This window comes from Fibrobacter sp. UWR3 (assembly GCF_900143055.1).
GTDB lineage: Bacteria > Fibrobacterota > Fibrobacteria > Fibrobacterales > Fibrobacteraceae > Fibrobacter.
In genome coordinates this window covers 12,543-32,695 of record NZ_FRCW01000009.1, presented here as the reverse complement: position 1 = coordinate 32,695, position 20,153 = coordinate 12,543, and the positions used below count along the sequence as shown (strand labels likewise).

Annotated in this window: 16 protein-coding genes and 1 tRNA gene; 10 read left to right on the top strand and 7 right to left on the bottom strand. The window is 55.7% G+C overall.

Features of this window, described 5'->3' with window-relative positions:
* Positions 1 to 24: 24 nt before the first annotated feature.
* The 3 genes from BUA44_RS11755 to BUA44_RS11745 all read left to right on the top strand — a co-directional run bounded on the left by BUA44_RS11755 (position 25) and on the right by BUA44_RS11745 (position 2,598).
* Positions 25 to 936 carry an aspartoacylase gene (locus BUA44_RS11755; protein WP_255370550.1) on the top strand — a complete coding sequence of 304 codons (912 nt, stop codon included), beginning with the start codon at positions 25 to 27 and terminating at the stop codon, positions 934 to 936.
* 77 nt (positions 937 to 1,013) lie between these two features.
* Positions 1,014 to 1,676: a hypothetical protein gene (locus BUA44_RS11750; protein ID WP_255370549.1), complete on the top strand. Its 663-nt coding sequence runs from the start codon at positions 1,014 to 1,016 to the stop codon at positions 1,674 to 1,676.
* A gap of 16 nt (positions 1,677 to 1,692) precedes the next feature.
* Positions 1,693 to 2,598, top strand: a complete 906-nt coding sequence (locus BUA44_RS11745; protein ID WP_072812257.1) for an HAD-IIA family hydrolase — start codon at positions 1,693 to 1,695, stop codon at positions 2,596 to 2,598.
* On the opposite strand, the gene BUA44_RS11740 is transcribed toward BUA44_RS11745, so the two are convergent.
* Together BUA44_RS11740 and BUA44_RS11735 are read right to left on the bottom strand one after the other, a co-directional pair.
* Positions 2,576 to 3,193 carry a hypothetical protein gene (locus tag BUA44_RS11740; RefSeq protein WP_072812255.1) on the bottom strand — a complete coding sequence of 206 codons (618 nt, stop codon included), beginning with the start codon at positions 3,191 to 3,193 and terminating at the stop codon, positions 2,576 to 2,578. The genes BUA44_RS11745 and BUA44_RS11740 overlap by 23 nt on opposite strands.
* A 473-nt stretch (positions 3,194 to 3,666) precedes the next feature.
* Positions 3,667 to 3,739: transfer RNA gene (locus tag BUA44_RS11735), tRNA-Gly, on the bottom strand.
* Positions 3,740 to 3,915: 176 nt separating this feature from the next.
* Here BUA44_RS11735 and BUA44_RS11730 point away from each other — a divergent pair.
* Positions 3,916 to 6,495 (top strand): VPS10 domain-containing protein, encoded by a 2,580-nt coding sequence (locus BUA44_RS11730; RefSeq protein WP_255370548.1) that lies wholly within the window; start codon positions 3,916 to 3,918, stop codon positions 6,493 to 6,495.
* Between the two features lie 74 nt (positions 6,496 to 6,569).
* On the top strand, positions 6,570 to 7,463 hold the full coding sequence (locus tag BUA44_RS15735) for a hypothetical protein (protein WP_072812251.1): 894 nt from the start codon (positions 6,570 to 6,572) through the stop codon (positions 7,461 to 7,463).
* Positions 7,464 to 7,575: 112 nt separating this feature from the next.
* Here BUA44_RS15735 and putP read toward each other — a convergent pair whose 3' ends face one another.
* From putP to BUA44_RS11705, 4 genes are all read right to left on the bottom strand, one after another.
* Positions 7,576 to 9,117: a sodium/proline symporter PutP gene (gene putP / locus BUA44_RS11720; protein WP_072812249.1), complete on the bottom strand. Its 1,542-nt coding sequence runs from the start codon at positions 9,115 to 9,117 to the stop codon at positions 7,576 to 7,578.
* A gap of 53 nt (positions 9,118 to 9,170) precedes the next feature.
* Positions 9,171 to 10,094 (bottom strand): cysteine synthase A, encoded by a 924-nt coding sequence (cysK, locus tag BUA44_RS11715; protein ID WP_072812247.1) that lies wholly within the window; start codon positions 10,092 to 10,094, stop codon positions 9,171 to 9,173.
* A 63-nt stretch (positions 10,095 to 10,157) separates the two neighbouring features.
* Positions 10,158 to 11,444, bottom strand: a complete 1,287-nt coding sequence (locus BUA44_RS11710; protein WP_072812245.1) for a hypothetical protein — start codon at positions 11,442 to 11,444, stop codon at positions 10,158 to 10,160.
* Positions 11,437 to 12,270 (bottom strand): TIGR02147 family protein, encoded by an 834-nt coding sequence (locus tag BUA44_RS11705; protein ID WP_072812243.1) that lies wholly within the window; start codon positions 12,268 to 12,270, stop codon positions 11,437 to 11,439. The genes BUA44_RS11710 and BUA44_RS11705 overlap by 8 nt, the downstream gene beginning before the upstream one ends.
* A gap of 164 nt (positions 12,271 to 12,434) precedes the next feature.
* Between BUA44_RS11705 and BUA44_RS11700 the strand changes: the two genes are divergently transcribed.
* Positions 12,435 to 13,358: a lysophospholipid acyltransferase family protein gene (locus BUA44_RS11700; protein ID WP_072812241.1), complete on the top strand. Its 924-nt coding sequence runs from the start codon at positions 12,435 to 12,437 to the stop codon at positions 13,356 to 13,358.
* Here BUA44_RS11700 and BUA44_RS11695 read toward each other — a convergent pair.
* Positions 13,346 to 13,726 carry a hypothetical protein gene (locus tag BUA44_RS11695; RefSeq protein WP_072812239.1) on the bottom strand — a complete coding sequence of 127 codons (381 nt, stop codon included), beginning with the start codon at positions 13,724 to 13,726 and terminating at the stop codon, positions 13,346 to 13,348. The genes BUA44_RS11700 and BUA44_RS11695 overlap by 13 nt on opposite strands.
* Positions 13,727 to 13,980: 254 nt before the next feature.
* Here BUA44_RS11695 and BUA44_RS11690 point away from each other — a divergent pair, with 254 nt between their 5' ends.
* The 4 genes from BUA44_RS11690 (at position 13,981) to BUA44_RS11675 (ending at position 20,075) form a co-directional block, all read left to right on the top strand.
* Positions 13,981 to 16,386: a Tex family protein gene (locus BUA44_RS11690; protein ID WP_072812236.1), complete on the top strand. Its 2,406-nt coding sequence runs from the start codon at positions 13,981 to 13,983 to the stop codon at positions 16,384 to 16,386.
* 251 nt (positions 16,387 to 16,637) lie between these two features.
* The gene (locus tag BUA44_RS11685; RefSeq protein ID WP_072812234.1) at positions 16,638 to 17,567 is read left to right on the top strand and encodes a hypothetical protein; all 930 of its coding nucleotides are present in this window, start codon (positions 16,638 to 16,640) and stop codon (positions 17,565 to 17,567) included.
* 244 nt (positions 17,568 to 17,811) lie between these two features.
* Entirely contained in the window at positions 17,812 to 18,660 is an 849-nt protein-coding gene (locus BUA44_RS11680) for a TIGR02147 family protein (protein WP_072812459.1), read from the top strand.
* A complete protein-coding gene (locus tag BUA44_RS11675; protein ID WP_072812231.1) occupies positions 18,657 to 20,075 on the top strand; it encodes a LamG domain-containing protein in 1,419 nt (472 codons plus the stop codon). Before BUA44_RS11680 ends, BUA44_RS11675 begins: the two co-directional genes overlap by 4 nt.
* Positions 20,076 to 20,153: the final 78 nt, after the last annotated feature.

The following is a 20,153-nucleotide window of genomic DNA, read 5'->3' as shown; positions in this document are numbered from 1 at the left end:
ATAAATTTTTCTATAATAAATAGTATGAGTTTGATTAATTCCATAGTCGTTTCTGGCGGAACGCACGGGAATGAACGCACGGGAGTCCGTCTTGTCGAGAAGTGGATGGACCACCCCGAATGTTACAGTGCGTGCTGCCCCAGCGCAGAGGTTTCGCTGGTGCTTGCGAACCCGGAGGCCATGCGGCTCAACCGGCGTTACCGCGACTTTGATTTGAACCGTTCTTTTTCGCAAACTTGTCTAGACGCGTCTTTCGAACCGCAGCAGTATGAATTTCGCCGTGCGCGCGAACTCAACCGCATTTACGGCCCGAAGGGAGCAAACACGAAGACCGACCTGTTGCTCGACGTGCACAACACGGGCTCGAATATGGGGCTGTGCCTGATTCTTTCGGCACGTGACCCGTTCACGATGAAGGCCTCCGCCGTCTTGACGCAGGAATTCGATGACGCCTGGATTTACTACCAGCCGGAGGAGCGCTCCGCGTCGCCCTACTTCGGCACGGTCGCGAAGGCGGACGTGTGTATTGAAATTGGCCCGCAGCAGCACGGCACGCTGGATGCCCGCCTGTTCGAACGGACCGAAAAGCTGGTAAAGCGTTACCTGGAACTTGCGGATGAATGGAACCGCGGGGAACTGCAGAAGCGTGCCCCCATCCAGGTGGAGGTCTATACGCAGTTGCGTGACCTCGGTTACCCGAAGGCTTGGGCGGGCGCACCCATCGAGGCGATGATTCACCCGGATTTGCTTGGGGCAGACTATCGCGAACTTAAGAAGGGCGACAAACTTTTCCGCACCTTCGACGGCAAGGACATTTTGTACGAAGGCGAGGCTGACGGGCGCGAGAGCGTGTGGCCCATCTTCATCAACGAACCCGCGTACTACGAGAAGGACATTGCGATGAGCCTGACCATAAAGACCGTTGAAAAGTGGTAATGTGTCATCCTGAGCGGAGAGGCGAAGCCTCGAAGTCGAAGGATCCAGGAATGAATGTTTGACTTGGAATGAAAAATATGAACGAATTTGATATGAGCGGCGTGCCGAGCGAGGAACTTTCTTCCATCTCGGGCGAAGAGCGCCTGGGCAACCTGATGCAGTTGATTGAAGCCCAGAGGGGCGAAGGCTGGGAGTCCCGCCTTCACGACATTCTTGATTCTTTCGAGGACTTCTTGACGTTGCGCCCCGAACCTCCGCAGGCGTGGAAGGACACGTATGCGGCGAGCGGCAAGCAGTTCGACTACTACCAGATTGTGCTCCCGAAGGATTTCGAGGACCCCTACGAGGACGACCTCGGCAATATCCGCCGCCTGCGTGGCGAGTTTGAACGCGAGCCTTCCACGATGGCGCTGGAACACGAACTCATCAGCCGCAATTACTTTGTCTATGAGAACGGCCATGCGGAGGCTATCCCGGCTCCGCGCCCGATGCTCATGCTCGAAAGCCAGGACCGCGACGACGACCAGGAAGAACAGGAAGGCGATATCACGTGGGACTGCTGTATTTCGATTTTTGCGGACGGAAGTTATGTCGCCTACAACCTCGAAAATGACGACGAAGAGGTGCTGGGCGAAGATTTCAAGGCTGTTTTCAAGAAGTATATCGGCACGCTTTCCAAGATGCAGTTGGTAATTCCTGTAGAAGGGCGTGACTACGGCATATTGAGAAGCGACGCCTAGCGCATTTCGCTTGCCGATGGAAGCACTTGAACTCGAAATATACGGGCGGTATCGCGCGCTTGTCGAAAAGTCGGGCGCTTTTTCTGGCCGTACGACCCCCGATGGGGAGCCGCCGCGCGTGCGCCTCTCCGATATTCTCGACCGCTACGATGCATTCTGCTTTGACGGTTACGGCACGCTCTATAACCGGGGCGATTTCGTGTACCCGGGCGCGAAGGAGTGGTTCGCTGAACTGCGTCGCGTGGGCAAGGAAATCCGTCTGGTCACGAATGCGGCGTCGAACTTGGATCAGGCTCTCGCCGATGAGGCGGATGCCCGCGGGTTCGATTTCACCGTTGCGGAAACGATTTCTTCCGGGAGTTTACTGAAGGGCTGGTTGTCGCGTCTGCCTGTGGGTGGCTCGCCTTTTGATGCCGGTCGCGAGGTCTATTACATCGGGCGTGCGACGGGCGTGAACGTGCTCGCCGAATGCGGGATTGCTGCCGTGGAGAATCCGGTTTCGCCCGTGGTGGCGATTTCTTCTTCGACGGCGACGGACGAGATGTACGCGCAGGCGGTAGCTATCTTGCGCCGGCCCGGAGCGCTGTTGCTTGTCTTGAACCCGGATGCGTGGGCCCCGCGGATTGACGGGACTCGTGCGCCTGTTTCGGGCGAACTTTGCGAACGCCTGCGCCGGGAGACGGGCTGCGCTGCGGAATATTTCGGCAAGCCTTTCCCCGGAATATGGCAGAAGGTCCGCGCGACCTTGCCCGCGGGCGCGAAGGCGGTTATGATTGGCGATACGCTCGGGACGGATGTGTACGGCGCGTATGTTGCGGGTTTTGACAGCGCGCTTGTTGTCGGGCGCAATGAGCCGGCGGCAGAGCTTGCTGCCGACGAGAAACTGCTGGGCGTGAGGCCTACTTATTACCTGGAACCGTAGCGGAATCCGCAGCGGGTATGGCCTGCGAGGCTGTCGCGGAATCCGTGGGGGAGGCTTCTCCGGCGGGTTTCGCTGTATTGGACTGCGCTGCGGGTGCCTGCTGCTCGCCGGGCTTTCCGGAAACTATTACGTACAACGTATCGTGAACGATGACCGTGTCGCGCACGAAGACGGTGTCGGGCGTGCAGATGTCCGCCTGTGCGGCCTTGCTGGTGTCAGCGGCGGTCGCAGAACTGCTCGCTGCGACAGGCTGTACGGCGGGAGCGTTTTTCTTGGCCTTTTCCTCTTCGCGGATCCTGTCGATAAGCTTTTCGCGCTTGGTTTTAAGGTCTTCCATTTCCTTTTTCAGGCGGGTCTTGTTGCCGGGCCTGCGTTCGCGCGAGTAGCGTCCTTCGATGCGGTCAATCTGGGTTTCCAGTTCGCGAAGTTCGTCGTAGAGCGGGCCTTCGCCTTCGAGCGAGGGGGCGGGCTTGAACCAGTCGACGAAACGCTGCCACAGGGATTTTTCCTCTTCTGCGGCGCTCTGGCTTGCGCAGAGAGCGGTGAGCACGATGGTCGCGGCGAATATACTGAAAACGTTTTTGCGGAAATGCATGCGACAATGATAGAAAAAAGAACTCTTTTTGAAGTTTCTCGCCACTTTTTTCTCCCGACTATGAAAAGGGAAAAGGGTTTGTTGACAATCAGACTCCGCTGCGCGGCTGATTGTCAACCTTACGGGCTCGATGCTCGTGGGCTCGCATCAAGCTCAAAAAGTGCCTATTTCATGGTCACTTCGTGCCCACGGCACTTTTATGCCGAACCCTCTTCGAGGGTTCTCGCCACCTTTTTCTCCCGACTATGAAAAGGGAAAAGGGTTTGTTGACAATCAGACTCCGCTGCGCGGCTGATTGTCAACCCTACGGGCTCGATGCTCGCAGGCTCGCATCAAGCTCAAAAAGTGCCTATTTCATGGTCACTTCGTGCCCACGGCACTTTTGTGCCGAACCCTCTTCGAGGGTTCTCGCCACCTTTTTCTCCCGACCCATAAAAAAGAAAACCACCCATTGGGTGGCTTTTCTTTTTTAGAGCGGGAAAAGGGTCTCGAACCCTCGACATCGACCTTGGGAAGGTCGCGCTCTACCAACTGAGCTACTCCCGCGAGTGTTCCAAATTTAATAAAAAAGGCCGTTTTGTAAAGGGATTCTGGAAATTTGGGGCGATTTTTGCCTTGTTGTGTTTGCATAAACGCTTTTGGGGCGCCCCGGCGGCATTCTGTGACGCATCGGAACCCAATAATATATTTTCATATCCGGTGTATGGGGGTGTTGTACCTTTATGTTTGGTAAGAATATGTTCGAAAAATTGATGCTGGGTGCCGCGCTGGTCGCGGCGGGTGCGGGCCTTTCGCAGGCCGAAAACTACAACTGGGGCAATGTCCGCTTCGATGGAGGCGGCTTCGTGTCGGCGGTGATCTTCCACCCGAAGGCCGAAAATGTGCTCTATGCGCGTACCGACGTGGGCGGCATCTACCGCTTCGATTTCGAGAACAAGAGGTGGATCCCGCTGATGGACTGGATCTCGGAGAACGACAAGGGCCTGTACGGCACCGAGGCGTTCGCGCTCGACCCGACCGACCCGAAGCGCATCTACGTGCTCGGCGGGACGGGCTACTTTAGCCAGGGCCGGACTGCCGTGCTCCGGAGCGAGGATTACGGCGCCACCTGGGACACGAGCTACGTGGAAATGCTCGCCCACGGCAACGGCATGGGCCGCCAGACCGGCGAAAAGCTCGCGGTGGACCCGAACAAGCCGAACATTATCTTCTGCGGGAGTCGCACGAAGGGCCTCTACAAGAGCAGCGACTACGGCAAGACGTGGACGAGCGCCTACAAGGTCGCGCTTTCCAATGCCGAAGGGAACAGCCTCACCAACGTGAATGGTATCAGTTTCGTGGTGTTCGACGAGGCACAGGGCAAGAACGCCGACGGCTCGACCAAGACGATTTACATCGGCATCTCCGAAACGAAGGACAACCTGCAGGTGAGTAACGATGGCGGTGCCACATGGAAGACCGTATCGGGTGGCCCCGCGAACCTGATGCCCCACCGCGCGAAGATTGTGGGTGGCGACATGTACATCACCTATGCCGACGGTCCGGGCCCGCACAACATCAACAGTGGCGCGGTCTACAAGTACAACATCGCGGGCGGCACGTGGGAAGATATCACCCCGAGTGATTCGGTGACGCACGAGCAGAGCCCCACCACCTACGAGAAGGACTATAGTTCCTACGGCGGCATTTCCATCGACCCGAAGGATCCGAAGTATATCGTGGTCTCGACGCTCGGCAAGTACACGGGGCGTCACCTCGCGAAGAACGCGAAGGGCGAGGAGCGCGACAACTACGGCGACCGCATCTACACGACCACGGATGGCGGCAAGACGTGGATTCACGGGCAGCATTACGGCGACGGCATCAACATTGACGCGAACGGCACGGACTGGATTCCGGGCAACGCCATCCACTGGGCGGGTTCGCTCGAGATTAACCCGTTCGACAACAAGCAGGCGTGGGTCACGAGCGGCAACGGCATTTTCATGACCGACGACATCACCGCGAAGGTCCCCGTGTGGAAGTTCATGTCCCGCGGCATCGAGGAAACCGTCCCGCTCGATATCGTGAGCATTCCGGGCGGCCCGCTGGTGACCGCGATTGGCGACTACGACGGCGCCGTCTATACCGATATCAACGCGAGCGCCCAGAGGCATACGCCGACGGTCGGCTCCACCGAGACGATGGCATTCGCGCCGCTCAGCGGTAGCCTGCTGCGCACGGGCGTGATTACCGTGTACGGCCAGTACGAAAGCATCAACTACAACGTGATGTACCGCAGCGACGACATGGGCAAGACATGGGACAGCGTGAAGACTACGCTCAAGGGTCCGAAGGGCATGGTGGTGCTCTCCGCCGACGGCAAGGTGATGCTGCACCGGCCCGAGATGGGCTCGACCACGTACCGCTCCGCCGATAACGGCGCGACCTGGACCGCGGTGGAACTCGACGGCGGGCAGACGCAGAATTCCCGCATTGTCGCGGACCCCGTGAATCCGGATGTGTTCTACGTGATGGATGCGCAGGCGAACCTGTACCGCTCCGATGACGGTGGCAAGAGCTTCGCGAAATATGGTGCGCGCTTGCAGAACGACGCCGCGGGCGAATACTACAACGGCGGCGGCCTCATCCGCACGGTGCCGGGCAGGGAAGGCCACGTGTGGGTCCCGATGGACCAGGCGCAGATGTGGCTCCCGAAGGGCTTCAGCGAGAACGGGCTTGCCTATACGGAAGATGGTGGCAAGACCTGGAACCGTTGCGAGGGCGCATCGACTGCAATCGCCGTGGGTATCGGCAAGGCCAAGGAAGGTGCCGACTACGAGACCATCTTTATCTGGGGTGCCGCGAAGGAAGGTGACCCGATCGGCATCTACCGCAGTACCGACAAGTGCAAGACTTTTGAACGCGTGAACGATGACAAGCATCAGTTCGGTGGTCCGGGTAACGGAAACTTCGTGCAGGGCGACATGAACACGTTTGGCGTGGTGTACATGAGTACGGTGGGCCGCGGGACGATTGTCGGCGCACCTGAAGGCACTGAATTCGTTACCAAGATGCGCGATGCACGTCAGGTGGCGAACTTCGCGCCGGCGATGCAACTTGAAAACCGCTCGATGCATGTGACCGCGCCTGCGGGCAGCACGCTCTCGCTGTTTGCCGTGACGGGCAAGGCGGTGCTTTCCAAGCAGGTGGCAGGGTTCGCGCATGTTTCGCTCGAGTCGCTCCCCGCCGGCCGCTACGTGGCGAAGCTGCTTGATGCCCGTGGGAAGGTGCTTGCGAACAAGTTCGTGACGCTACGATAAGCGATGGCGTAAATTAGGAAGCCCGTTCAAGCAAGAACGGGCTTCCTGTTTCTTGATAAACTATATTTTAGAATATGAAGTATAGGTTTCTTGCTCTTTTGATTTCGTCGGCGTTCGTGTTTGCTGCTTGCGGTGACGATTCCTCTTCCGCTTCTGCGGACCCTTCTTCCGAAGAATCCTCTTCTTCCAACGAAGATGATTCGTCCTCCTCTTTGCGGGCAGAAGACGATAGTTCTTCTTCGGGGAAGGACAATGCAAAATCCTCGTCTTCTGAAGTTTCTTCATCTTCGATAGTGCTTCCGGAAGGTGCCCGCGCTGCGAAACTGGAAGATCTGCTGAAGAATATGGAACTCAAGCTGTTTGACCAGACAGTCTACCTGTCGACTGGCAGCAAGCAGGGCGTTTTGGCACTTCGCATTCCGGACGAATTGTGGGTGGTCACCTATACGGATTTTGCGGGTGGCGTGGTGAGTATTGAAAAGGGCAATAGCGGCGTGCAGTATAGCGAAACCGATGCCGCCAAAAAGATTGTGGAAAAAGTGAAAGAAGGCTTCAAAATGTCGTTCGTCGTCAAAGAAACCGACAATGCCGATGAAGACGACACAATTCTGTACTCTGTAGACGGTGGCGATTACAGCGAAGCGATTAAGGCTAGCGTCGCTGTCCAGAAGAGCAAGGTCTCCAAGGCCGAAGTGATTCAGAACAAGATTTATGAATGTGCCGATGGCGATTCTACGAAGATTTTTAAATTCCTCGATAGTTCGTACGCCTATGAAACTTCGGTTGGCGACAATGTGGTGAACAAGCATGAAGGTCACTACGATATCCAGCGCTCCACGTTGCTGATGCTCCCGTTACGCGAAGAGGATGCATCGCTTTCGATGTTCATCTATTCTGTGGGTACCGACAGCACGATTACCTCACAGGCGGGCGAGTCCATGGACTGCACGATTAAGGATGTCGAGTAAGCCTAGTGGAATCGCGTTCCCAATACGGGATGAAACTCTAGAAAATGAAAAGGCCTGCTTGCGAGCAGGCCTTTTTTGTACTTTCGTCTGTAGGGCGTAAGCCCGTTCTAGGTTACAGCTTCATATCGCTCAGGCGCGTGTGTTCCACAGCGTCAAACTCCTCCTGAATCTCCTTGCTGGGGGCCTTGGTGCAGAGGCTCACGATCACGATGGTCGCAAAGCTAAGCACGAAGCCGGGCACCAGTTCGTAAATCTGGAAGATTTCGGCGGAGAATCCGGAGAGGTAGAACTTCCACACGAATGCGGTGATGCCGCCCACGAGCATACCCGCGATGGCGCCCGGAAGCGAGGTGCGCTTCCAGAACAGGGCAAGGAGCATAATCGGGCCGAAGCAGGCGCCGAATCCGCCCCAGGCAAAGCTCACGAGGCTCATCACCACATCGAGGAAGCTCTTGCCCTGTGCAGCGCCGTTGGCGCTGGGCGCCCCCTGCATGGCGACGATGACCGCGATAACCGTAATGAGTACGACCACGCCGCGGCTCACCCACATGACTTCCTTGTTGCTCGCATTCTTGCGGAACAGGTGCTTGTAGAGGTCGTTACTGAATGCAGATGCCGAAACCAGCAGCTGCGAGTCGGCGGTGCTCATGATGGCGGCAAGGATGGCAGCCATGAGAATGGCGGCGACAGCCGGGTGGCAGAGCGTCTGGCAGAGAATCATGAAGATGCGTTCCGGGTCGGCGACGGTAATGCCGTTCGCTTCCACATAGTAGCGGCCGAGGATTGCAATCATGATGGCGGCACCGAGGCAGATGGTGACCCAGGTCATGGCGACGCGGCGGGAGAACTTGATGTCTTCGGCGTTCTTGATGCTCATGAAGCGCACCAGAATATGCGGCATGCCAAAATAGCCGAGACCCCAGGCGAGGCTAGAAATCAACGCAATCAGCCCGATGGACTTGCCGGTGGTAGCGTTCGTGAACAGGCTCATCAGGTAGGGATTCTGCGCGTTCACCGCATCCATGGTGGCTGCAAAACCGCCCGAACCTGCCATGATAATCGAGGGAATGGCGATGACGGCGATGAGCATCATGGTCGCCTGGATAAAGTCCGTCCAGCACACGGCGAAGAAACCGCCCATGAAGGTGTAGCTCACCACGACGACCGCACCGATGATAAGGCCCGTGGTGTAGTCCATGCCGAAGATGGTGCCGAAGAGTTTGGCGCTTGCGACAAAGCCCGAAACCGTGTAGAACAGGAAGAAGGCGAGAATGAAGATGGAGGCGATAACGCGGATGATTCCCTTGTTGTCGCGGAAGCGGTTCGCAAAGAAGTCGGGGAGCGTGATGGAGTCGCCGCAGAAGTGGCTGTACTTGCGGAGCCTGCGACCCACGATTTTCCAGTTGAGGTATGTGCCGATGACAAGTCCGATACCGATCCACGCTTCGGAGAAACCGCTCACGAAGATGGCGCCCGGGAGGCCCATCAGGAGCCAGCCGCTCATGTCGGAAGCCTGCGCGGACATCGCGACCACCCACTTGTTCATGCCGCGGTTGCCCAGGTAGTAAGCGTTCAGGCTGTTCGCCTTCTTGGAAAAGTAGAATCCGATACCGAGCATCATCAGCAGGTACAGGATAAATACGGTAATGACCATTTGGTGAATCTCCTATTTTCGAATACTTGTTTATTGAAATATAACTATACAGGCTACTTTTCCGTCCAGAGCCAGGTGCTCAGGTAGCGTTCGCCCGTATCGGGGAGGAGCGCGACGATTCGCTTGCCCTTGAATTCGGGGCGCTTCGCAACCGTCAACGCGCATTCCAGAGCCGCTCCGGACGAAATCCCGACGAAGATGCCTTCTTCGCTTGCTGCCGCTCGGGCCGCGTTCCCGGCCTTCTCCGTGCTGGTGAGGTACACCTCGTCGACCACCTTCGGGTCGTAGATTTTCGGGATAAAGTTCGCACCGATTCCCTGTATCTTGTGCGGACCCGCTACACCCTTGCTAATCATCGGGGAGTCATCGGGCTCGATGGCGATTACATAAACGTTCGGGTTCTTTTCCTTGAGGTACTTCGCCGTACCGCTTACGGTTCCGCCCGTGCCCGCCGTCGCGATAAACACGTCTACGTTGCCCTCGGTATCGTTCCAGATTTCGGGACCCGTCGTGAGGTAGTGCGCCTCCGGGTTCGCCGGATTCTCGAACTGCTGCGGAATGAAACTTCCCGGGTTCTGCGCCGCAATCTCGTTCGCCTTCTCGATGCAGCCCGCCATGCCCTTCGCGCCTTCGGTCAGCACGACCTCGGCCCCGAGCGCCTTCAGGAGCATCTGGCGCTCGACGCTCATGGAATCGGGCATCGTGAGCACCACCTTGTAGCCCTTTACCGCACCCACGTAGGCGAGTCCGACGCCCGTATTGCCGCTGGTCGGCTCGATGATGAGCGCGCCCGGCTTGAGCTTGCCTTCCTTTTCGGCGCGCTCAATCATGTTGAACGCCACGCGGTCTTTCGCGCTGCCGAGCGGGTTGAAACTTTCGAGTTTTACGTAGACTTCGGCGTCGCCCTTGTTCAACTTGTTGATGCGTACGAGTGGCGTGTTGCCGATAGTTTCGAGAATGCTATTGAAAATTGCCATAAAAAAACTCCGTCGCGACACGTGCCGCAACGGATAACAATCTAGTATAATTTTTAGTGCGTTCTAGTTTCGCGGAGTGAATTCCGGAAGAATATTGAAATTGTTCCTACTCAAGGTTTCCTGTTCGCTAACGATGGTTTCGAACGGAATGCCGGTGAAATTCTTTACGGCACATCCAAATGCCTTCTCGATATATTCGTAATAAGAACCGTTTGTCGCTTCGCATTCCGCTTGGAAAACTTCCTTGGCCGAACCGGTACCGTCATTGACCAGGTATACAATTCCGATGTCGCGAACCAGGAGGGTAGTTGTATTGGTTACACGCCAGTTGCCGTATTTTGATACGGAACGCATTACACCAAGTTCTTCCGCATATATGTTTCCGGTACAGGTGTTGTCATCTTCGTTAAGGATGAATTTCTTGCCTTCCGTCGTGAAGTAGTATTCGGCATCGTCGTTGATAAAAATGGTCATGCCGTCGATTTCGTCTATCCTGCGTTTTTCCGGGAAAGCCGATGCAAGACTGTCCAGAACCGCACGCTCTTCATCGGTAACATCTAGTTTATCTGTATTAGGTTCAAGGATGAATACCCTGCCGGAATTCGCCTTGATGCTGCTGTCGGGGTCTGATTTGGGAATGTCGTATTCTGTCGTGTCTACACCGTCTGCGATGGTGCCGCAGATATCGTTGGATTCCTTGGTGAAACTTTCAAGAAGCGTGTCGAAGTTGATTGTGGAATCCGGCCCTGCTGTGACGCATTCGCCTCTTGCATTGCATGTCGTAACGGAATCAGTTTTGGAAGCGTAGCAGAAAGCCTTTAAGTCTCCGTTCCCGCTACATACTGCATCTGGTGCGACATCTACCAAGCCGGAATTGCACGATTCCTGGAAAGCCTTGTAGATATCGTTGCAGGCACTTCCGAAGTTGTATAACCCGATTGTCCGTTCCATGGTTTCACCGTCGGCAATGCTGATTCTCGCCAGGTATTTCTTCGTGCTGGCGTACTTGCCTGCGGAACAGGTCGCTTCCGCTCCGTTTTCATTGCCGTAGACGGTGACTTCGCCCTGATTGATTTTCTTTACCGATGTGGCTGCGGTCGTGAAGACGATGCCTTTACCTGGAACGAAAGAATTTACGGAGGAACTGCTGTTGATTTCTTCGTCTGCCGAACTAGTAATTGCGTTGTCCGAGGAACTTGTTGTCACCTCGTCCGAAGAACTGCTGTTTTCGGCAGTCGCGTTCGGCATGGTCGTGGAGCCCGCCGAAGAGGGGTTATCCGAAGAGCAGGCTGCCAGAGCGCAAAGGGCGAACGCGCCTGCGATATAGAGATTCTTCTTGAGGTTAAGCATGGTTCACTCCTTCTATCTTGTTTGTAAACGGGAAAAGTTGAAAGTTCAGGCCATAGACCTGGTCCAGTTTGCCGCCCTCGTTTGCGATGGCGGCGATTTTCTTGGCGCAGGCATCGATTTCGGCGACGATGCGTGCATAGTTGGATTCGTTCACGCCGATGGTCATTCCGGTAAAGTACCGCTCGCTTGCGCTGTAGCGGTCTACCGCACGCACGGCCATATTGCCCATTTCCTTGTGCATGGCGCGGATGGCAATAGGTTGCGCTTCTGCCGAACCGATGACAGCCTTCTCGGTCTGTGAATAGGCCTTCTCGCCGTCCTTCTTCAGGAACCCTGCTTTCACCAGGAAGGCGAGGATGTCGCGGACTTCTTCGGCGGAAACATATTCCTTGCACTCGTCGGCAATCTTTCGCGGCTGTGCTCCCGGCATCATTGGCGCAAGTTCGCGAATTACCGGGTACTTCCAGGATTCGTAATACTGGAAGGCTTCGCTATCGACAACGCGCACCTTGTGCTCGACTGCAATCTTTTCCAGTTTGAGCAGCGTTGCCTTCTTGTCGGCATCCTTGGTTGCCTTGGCAAGTGTCACGAGCAGCGAGAAGTATTCCTCCTCGTAACCGGTGAGCCCCATCGCCTTGGAAACCTGCAACATCTTGACCTTGCTCAGGCCACTCTTGCCTTCGCATACCAGCTTGAGGTAGGTGGGGGATGCAAACCCCGCAAGTTTCGAGAATTCCCTCCACGAGAACGCGCCCGTGCGCTTGCGCTCGTCGTAGAAGTCCTGCATGAACTTGCGGTAGTCCTTGTATTCGGTTATCGGTTTCATGTCTATAAATTTATCTTCTGTATTTTGAAAAAGCAATACTTGGAATGATACAAAAATGAGAAAATTGTTGTAAAAACTTAATTTTTTAGACAAAAATTTTCAATATTTTTATGGGAATGATACGGTGCGTATCATATCAATTTTTAAGTATATTTTGCTGTAATATGCCCGTACTCCGTTCCATCATGTCGAAAGTGTTCGCGCGAACCGCCGGTTTCGTGCTCCGCTCCAGCGGGTGGAAGCGCTCTACGGTGTACGCGAACCTGCGGCATGTCTATGGCACGAGTTACTCAAAGTTTTACGGCACGCTCATCTGCAATCTCGCGCACCACGCGGGTGAACTCCTTTTCCGGTTCCCGACATTCAAGAAGTTGCCCCGCGAAGTATCGGCGTACCCCTGCCGCATCGAGGGTTGGGACTTTGCCCTTGCGGAAGGTTCTGCACCGGTCCTCGAGAAGATGCGCGGTGGTGGTATATTCCTTACGGCGCATTTCGGGAACTACGAGGCGATTGGCCCCTGGCTCTGCCGCCTCGGAATCCCGCTGGTGGCAAGCTACATCCCGCTAAGGCCTGCCTGGCTCAACCGCATTTTGGACAAGCGAATTCGGGCCGTCGATGGTCGCCCTTACGGCGTAGATGCGCGCACCCCGCGGGAGTTCTTGCGCCTGCTGGGTGATGGGAAGTTAGTTTGTCTGCTGGCCGATCAGGATAGCCGCATCCCGAGTGCGCTCGATGGCGAGTTCATGCACAGGCCCGTGCGCAACAACCCGCTCCCGGACTTTCTGCTCCGGCACCGCCCCGAGACGCCCGTGTATATCTGCTGGCTGGAGGATTGCCGCGGACAGTCTAAAACGGACGTTCCCGGCATCTCGAAAACAATTCACGTGCTCCATGCGATTGAACTGCCGCGCGCATCCGACACTTGCAATGAAGCTTCCGCTCCCTGCGATAAAAGCTCAAAGCCCGGCGGTGTCATGCCCGCCTTCAACGCCTGGCTCGAATCCCGCATAAAAGAAAATCCAGCCCTCTGGTACGGCTGGACTCATCGCAGGTTCTATTCTAAAAATCCCGAAATCTACTTGGGCTGAAACTCGAATACGAACTGGCTGCGCGGGTATTCGTAGAACCGTGGAGCGTCGCGCCTGTATTCGCGGATGAGTATAAAGTCTGCGGATTCGTGTATAAAGATTGAGTCCGTAATCCAGTGCTTGGCGCCTTCCTTCAGGGCCCTGTCGATATCCTGCTTGCTGCTTACGGCAATCTGTTCCACCTCGACCTTCTTTTCGCCGAGCGTGAAAACCTTGACCGTCTTTACCGGGGTCCAACCCAGGCCGCTGTCGAAAACGGACTCCGCCTTGGCGTGCGTCTCTTGGGCAGGTATTTCTACCTTGACCTGCTGGGGCTCTAGGCACCCCGCAAAAATTGCGCACATGGCGATGGCGATAAGTCTTTTCATCCGGAACTCCTGTTGGACGTCTTCCTTAAAATACCAAAAATTTTCCGGTTGTGGTAATGTTGTGTGGGATTTTTCACAATCGGGCTAAAACGTTGATATTCAACGAAATAGGGCTGCTTTGACGGTGCGTGGCAAAAAATGCTTCTTGTAAAAAGGCCTTTTCTGTCATAAAACTGACATTTTCATTTGCTATATTCCGCCTTTGTCAACCCAGGGCATTTATGACCCTAAAAATCTACATATAGGAATAGAACATGGATTTTTCCGCAATTATTGCCGAAGAACTGAAGCTCGAAGTATGGCGCGTCGCTAAGGCGCTTGAACTCATGGACCAGGGGGGCACGGTCCCCTTTATCGCCCGCTACCGCAAGGACCAGACGGGTTCGCTGAACGAAATTGAACTGCGCGACATCAGCCACCGTCGCGACTATCTGCAGGAACTTGCCGACCGTAAGGAAACGGTGCTCAAGAGCATCGAGGAACAGGGCAAGCTCACTCCCGAACTCAAGGCCCAGATCGAGGCCTGCAAGGACAAGACTCTCCTCGAAGATATTTACGCCCCGTACAAGCCCAAGAAGCGCACCCGCGCGACCATCGCGAAGGAACTCGGTCTTGAACCGCTGGCTCGCCTGATGTGGGCACAGGAAAATACCGGCAACACCGCCGAAGAAATCGCCCGCATCTACCTCTCCGAGGAGAAGGGCCTTGCCGACCCGAAGGCCGCCCTCAAGGGTGCCGCCGACATTCTCGCCGAAGAGGTTGCCGACAATACCGAATTCCGCCAGTACCTCCGTGCCAAGATGGAAAAGACCGGCGTGATGGTTTCCAAGGTCAAGAAGGATTTCGAGAAGCAGGAGACAAAGTTCAAGGACTATTACGACTTCAGCGAGCCGGTCAGCAAGATTCCGAGCCACCGCATGCTTGCGCTCCGCCGTGGCGAAAAGGAGAAGGTGCTGCGCCTCACCATCGAAGTGCCGAACGACGAAATGGTCGGCTACCTCAAGACCCAGATTATCAAGGGCGAAACGACCTGGACTCCGTACCTGGAGGCCATGTGCCAGGACGCCTGGGAACGCCTGCTGCAGCCGAGCATGGAAAGCGAAGTGCGCCTGATGCTCAAGGACGCCGCCGAAGAGGAAGCCTTCAAGGTGTTCAGCAAGAACCTGCAAGACGTTCTGCTTGCCGCCCCTGCCGGTCACAAGGCCGTGCTCGCTCTCGACCCGGGTTTCCGTACGGGCTGCAAGGTGGCTGTGCTCGACGAAAACGGCAAGTTCATGGATCATGGCATTATCAAGCCGCATGAACCGTGGAACGACAAGGCCGGTGCCGCTGTGTACCTGATGCAGCTCATCGACAAGTACAAGATTGACCTCATCGCCATTGGTAACGGAACCGCGAGCCGCGAAACCGACGCCTTCTGTGGCGAGATGGCCCTCAAGTTCAAGGGCAAGGTTCCGCCGCGCGTTATCGTGAGCGAGGCCGGCGCTTCCGTTTACAGCGCAAGCATGATTGCCATCCAGGAATTCCCGAAGGAAGACGTGACGACCCGCGGCGCGATTTCGATTGGCCGCCGCCTGCAGGACCCGCTTGCCGAACTCGTGAAGGTAGACCCGCAGTCTATCGGCGTGGGCCAGTACCAGCACGACGTGAACCAGCGCGAACTCAAGAAACGCCTCGACGAAGTGGTGGAAAGCTGCGTGAACATGGTGGGTGTGGACGTGAACAGCGCTTCCGCTCCGCTCCTTGCCCATGTGGCGGGCCTCAGCAATACGCTTTCGGAAGCCATCGTGAAGTACCGCGAAGAGAACGGCGCGTTTGCCAGCCGTGAAGACCTGAAGAAGGTGAAGGGCTTCGGTCCGAAGGCCTTCGAGCAGGCGGCGGGCTTCATGCGCATCCCGGGTGCCGAAAACCCGCTGGATGATTCCGCGGTGCACCCCGAAAACTACGCCCTCGTGGAACAGATGGCCGAGAAGGTGGGTGTTCCGGTGAAGGATATCGTGGGCAATGCCGAAGCGGTGAAGGCTATCAAGGTCGATGAGTTCCTCTCCGACGAGGTGGGTAAGGCTACCCTCGACGATATCGTGAAGGAACTGCAGAAGCCGAGCCGCGACCCGCGTAAGGAATTCCGTTATGCGAAATTCGATGACCGCATCAAGACCATCAACGACCTCGTTACGGGCAGCTGGATGGAAGGCGTGGTCACGAACGTGGCGAACTTCGGCGCGTTCGTGGACATTGGCGTTCACCAGGATGGCCTCGTGCATATTTCTGAAATCAGCGACAAGTACGTGACCGACGCGAAGGAAGTCCTGACCGTGGGCGATGTCGTGAAGGTGCGCGTTGTTGCCGTAGATGCGAACCAGAAGCGTATCAGCCTCTCGATGAAGCAGGAATCTACCGACGGTGTGGCAGGTGCGGGTGTGACTGGCCCTCGCGGCCAGCGTGTCGGCGGTTCTCGCGGGAACTTCGGTGGCCGCGGCCGCGATGGTGCTCGCGGCAATGCCCGCCCGCAGGGCGGCATCCAGGGCCATGCGACCATCGCTGACCTCAAGAACAAGATTGCGGGCAAGGATCGCCCGGGTTTTGCGCCCAAGAAGAACGTGGTTGCCCAGCCCCCGAAAATGAGCGCCCTCCTCAAGCAGATGAAGAGGGGTAGATAGTTTGGTTCTGTCATCCCCGCGCAGGCGGGGATCTCCCATTCAAATTCAGCCCCGCCTTGTGCGGGGCTTTTTCATATCAAAAAATTATTTTCTCGTCGCAAAGTAAACTTTTTTCTTACAAATTATTTGCATTGCGCTCTATTGAACTTTATTTTGATTATTTTATCTTGTACTGAAAGCGGAGATTTATGCCAGTGCAAGATAGCGGGATCAATAGGTATAGAGATTTTGTTCTAAAGAATAGACGTTCGATGAACGAGTCTATGGCCAAGATTCTGTTCTTCTGCGCCTTTGCGGGCCCGGCCATCGCGCTTGACCGTTTCTTGGGTTACTGTGACGTCTCGTATTCGTCGTGTGTACTGATGAGCTTGGCCCTCATTATTCTTTCGTTTGGTCAAAAAATTCTGAACCGCTACTTCCCGCTTAGCCTGTGGACCGTTTTTTGGGGGCTGGTTGGCTTTATGGGGGTCCTCACGTTCATGTGTACGGCCAAGGTGGGTGTCTATATTACCTACGCGCTTGTGCCCATGGTGAGCCTGTTCTATTGCGAAAAGAAAATTTACCTTATCAGCGTTGCCTTGAACTATGTGATGATTCTTGTGTCTAACGTGCTGGTAAGTGATTTTCGCTCCCTGGTCCGTAGTGATTTCCATGAGCCGCTGGATTGGTTCATTGCGGTGATGGGCGGCTATACGATTGAATCCATCGCGATTGGAATGGCGGGCTATTATCTGTGCAACCGCATATCTAATCACTTCAGGAGCATCTATACCAGCAATATCGTGCTTGACCAGAAGTACCGCGACGAGGAACACAAGGACCGAGTCACGCGCGCGATTACCTCGCTTTACCAATGCGTGTATGTTGTCGACTTGAAGAATGATACGTACGAGGTGGTGCAGCGCGACCCCTTTGTCTCGGATGTCGTTCGTGACGAGGACAACCTGGCGACAAACATCGAGCGCGCTGTCTTTGCGCTTGTCGAGACCAAGGACAAGCTGCAGATGCTCGAATTCCTGGACTTGAAAACGCTTCCGGCTCGCTTGGATCAGCAGAGCCTGATTTTTGCGGAGTGCCAGGGGAAGTTGCATGGCAGGGTCCAGCTTTCGTTTATCCTTGTCGAGAGGGACGAAGAGGGGAGGCCCGCTTCCGTCGTGTTCACCCTCCGCCAGGTCGCGTAATTTTCCTGTCGTCATCCCGTTGTCATCCTGTCGTCATCCCCGACGTGGTCGGGGATCTTTGGTTTTCCTGTAGTCATCCCCGACTTGATCGGGGATCTTTGGTTTTCCTGTTGTCATCCCCGACGTGGTCGGGGATCTTAGTTTTACACTGCGTGTGTAGCAAAAATTTGCGGTTTAAACGCGTTTTACACGCTTTTTTACTCAAAAATCGCCTTTTTGTGTAAAAATAATGTAGTTTATGGGCATGAGTATCGCGCTGGAACATCTTTTTGACTACGATGACTTCCGCAAGTTCATGCAGGACTATTTCGAAGAGCAGAAGAAAATGCGCTCCGTGTTTTCGCACCGTTTCTTTGCGGCGAAGGCGGGGTTCAGCAGTTCCTCGTACTGCCTGAACGTGATTCGCGGGCGGTTCAACCTCACGCCGAAATCTATCGAGAAGATTTCGAAGGCGATGGATTTCGAGCCCCTGCAAAAGGAATACTTCGAGGCGCTGGTGCAGTACAACCAGGCGCAGCAGGTGGACGAGCGCGACCAGGCCTGGAAGCAGATTCTGCAAATTCGCAAGCAGATTGAATTCACGCACATCACCACGCGCGAGCAGGCCTACTTCAGCAAGTGGTACTACCCGGTAATTCGTGAACTCGCGGCGGATACGCAGTGGCACGGCGACTACCGCGTGTTGGCCCGCTCGCTTACCCCGCAGATAACTACGGAAGAGGCGCGCGATGCGGTGAAGAACCTGCTGGAATGGGGGCTCTTGCGCAAGCTCGACGACGGCCGTTACGTGCAGACCTCGCAGATGCTCGATGCTGCAGAAATCCCGCCGATTGCCCTCCGGCAGATTCGTCGCGAGTATATCCAGCATGCGATAGGCGCGGTGGAGTCCATGCCGAAGGACGAGCGCTTTGCCGCCTTCACGACGCTTGCCATGAGCGAAAGTTCCTATAATTATGCTGTGGAAGTCCTCGAAGAAGCCCGCAAGAAGATTATTGCCCGTGCGTCCAACGACACGAACGTGGAACGCGTTTACGAGATGATGCTCGTGGCGTTCCCGATGAGCAAGAAGGTGGGGAAGGAGGCCGAAGGATGAATCGCTTGATAGTTTGTCTTAAAAAGCCTTGCCAAGTATGGGCGCTTGCCCTTGCCGCTTCCCTTGCGTTTTTTGCCTGTTCGAACGGCGACGACGTTGCGGGTGGCGTGACCGATATCGGGAACTCTATTGCGCGTGAACCGGATACGACAAAGATTGCGGGGACCGTTGTCGACATGCAGGGCAACAAGATGCCTGCCGCACGGCTCACGCTGTACTGGGATAACGGTTATGCGATTGAGGATTCTCTGGAAGCTGTTGCCGATTCAAATGCGCAGTTCGAATTCAAGGTGGCAAGTAATGACATGCACGGTTACCTGCAAAACGGGCGGACGACTGTCATCCAGTATGCGGATTCTGCAAAGGGCGTGGTAAATGCGTTTGCGGGTGTTTATCTGTATGCACGGTCGGGGTCCCTTTCGGGTATCTCGCTCCCGCCGAGTGGAAAGGCGACTGAGGTTCGTGTCGGTTCGCGCAAGGCCCTGCGCGGGAGCATGTCCGGTGTGACTTCGGGCAAGGTCCACATTGGCGGGACGCATCTTAGCGCCGATGTGCAGGAAGATGGCTCGTTCAGTTTTGATTCTATCCCGCCGGGAATGCAGGAAGAGTTAATTTATTCGGAAAGTGATTCCGTACTGGGTTACATTCCGTTTACCATACAAGATGAAGGCGATACCGTTGTTCTCCCGCAGCTTGAAAACTATGACGGATTCCTCTGGAACCCTGACCTGTCCCTGCTTGCAGATGCGTACGGGTTTAACTCTTACCATACCGATTATGTTCGCTGGTCCGATACCGGCTGGACAACCGTGAATATCGAGATGAATGGCGACGAGTACGTGTTCAACCACGACGGCAGACTGGCTGACAGTGTGAATTACGTGGATGGCGTGAGCGGCAAGGGCGTGCTGCTCGGTGCTGGCCAGTATATCGACCTCGATACGCTAAACCCGACCGGTGGCGACTTCACGCTTTCGCTGTGGACCAAGTGGAACGGCCCCAACGGCGAGCATCAGGTGCTGTTCTGCCAGCGCGCCTACTGGAGCGATTCTACCTCAAGGTTCCAGTGGCACTACGAGGTGAATAGCGGGTCGTTTGCCGTGATGAAGAGCATGCCCAGCTATCCTGAGGCGGTATTCTTCGGTGATTCTAGCAGTATCCCCGTGGGCGAGTGGGCGTTCATCGCGCTAGTGTCAAAGGACCACATGGTGAACATGTACGTGAACGGCAGGCCCGTGGGCGAAACGCAGGAATTTGTCCCTAACGAATTGAACCGCAGTGTCCCGTTCCGCATAGGCGGCAACGAAGTTAGGACCGAAACTTGGAACGGCGTCATCGACCGCGTGAGCATCGAAACCCGCGCTCGCACCCCCGAGTGGATAAGGGCGAAGTACGAGGCGTTGAAACCGGAATAACCGTTTTCTTGGAGAGTTGCAAAAAAAGAACCCCGTCACGAAGACGGGGCTTTAAAAGTTTTGAGTTCGGGTGGCGTG

Coding starts and splice junctions, on each gene's coding strand:
- BUA44_RS11695 (WP_072812239.1), bottom strand. CDS start 13,726: ATGAAAAGACTTATCGCCATCGCCATGTGCGCAATTTTTGCGGGGTGC.
- BUA44_RS11680 (WP_072812459.1), top strand. CDS start 17,812: ATGAGTATCGCGCTGGAACATCTTTTTGACTACGATGACTTCCGCAAG.
- BUA44_RS11690 (WP_072812236.1), top strand. CDS start 13,981: ATGGATTTTTCCGCAATTATTGCCGAAGAACTGAAGCTCGAAGTATGG.
- putP (WP_072812249.1), bottom strand. CDS start 9,117: ATGGTCATTACCGTATTTATCCTGTACCTGCTGATGATGCTCGGTATC.
- BUA44_RS11685 (WP_072812234.1), top strand. CDS start 16,638: ATGAACGAGTCTATGGCCAAGATTCTGTTCTTCTGCGCCTTTGCGGGC.
- BUA44_RS11740 (WP_072812255.1), bottom strand. CDS start 3,193: ATGCATTTCCGCAAAAACGTTTTCAGTATATTCGCCGCGACCATCGTG.
- BUA44_RS15735 (WP_072812251.1), top strand. CDS start 6,570: ATGAAGTATAGGTTTCTTGCTCTTTTGATTTCGTCGGCGTTCGTGTTT.
- BUA44_RS11745 (WP_072812257.1), top strand. CDS start 1,693: ATGGAAGCACTTGAACTCGAAATATACGGGCGGTATCGCGCGCTTGTC.
- BUA44_RS11750 (WP_255370549.1), top strand. CDS start 1,014: ATGAACGAATTTGATATGAGCGGCGTGCCGAGCGAGGAACTTTCTTCC.
- BUA44_RS11755 (WP_255370550.1), top strand. CDS start 25: ATGAGTTTGATTAATTCCATAGTCGTTTCTGGCGGAACGCACGGGAAT.
- BUA44_RS11710 (WP_072812245.1), bottom strand. CDS start 11,444: ATGCTTAACCTCAAGAAGAATCTCTATATCGCAGGCGCGTTCGCCCTT.
- BUA44_RS11730 (WP_255370548.1), top strand. CDS start 3,916: ATGTTTGGTAAGAATATGTTCGAAAAATTGATGCTGGGTGCCGCGCTG.
- BUA44_RS11705 (WP_072812243.1), bottom strand. CDS start 12,270: ATGAAACCGATAACCGAATACAAGGACTACCGCAAGTTCATGCAGGAC.
- BUA44_RS11675 (WP_072812231.1), top strand. CDS start 18,657: ATGAATCGCTTGATAGTTTGTCTTAAAAAGCCTTGCCAAGTATGGGCG.
- cysK (WP_072812247.1), bottom strand. CDS start 10,094: ATGGCAATTTTCAATAGCATTCTCGAAACTATCGGCAACACGCCACTC.
- BUA44_RS11700 (WP_072812241.1), top strand. CDS start 12,435: ATGCCCGTACTCCGTTCCATCATGTCGAAAGTGTTCGCGCGAACCGCC.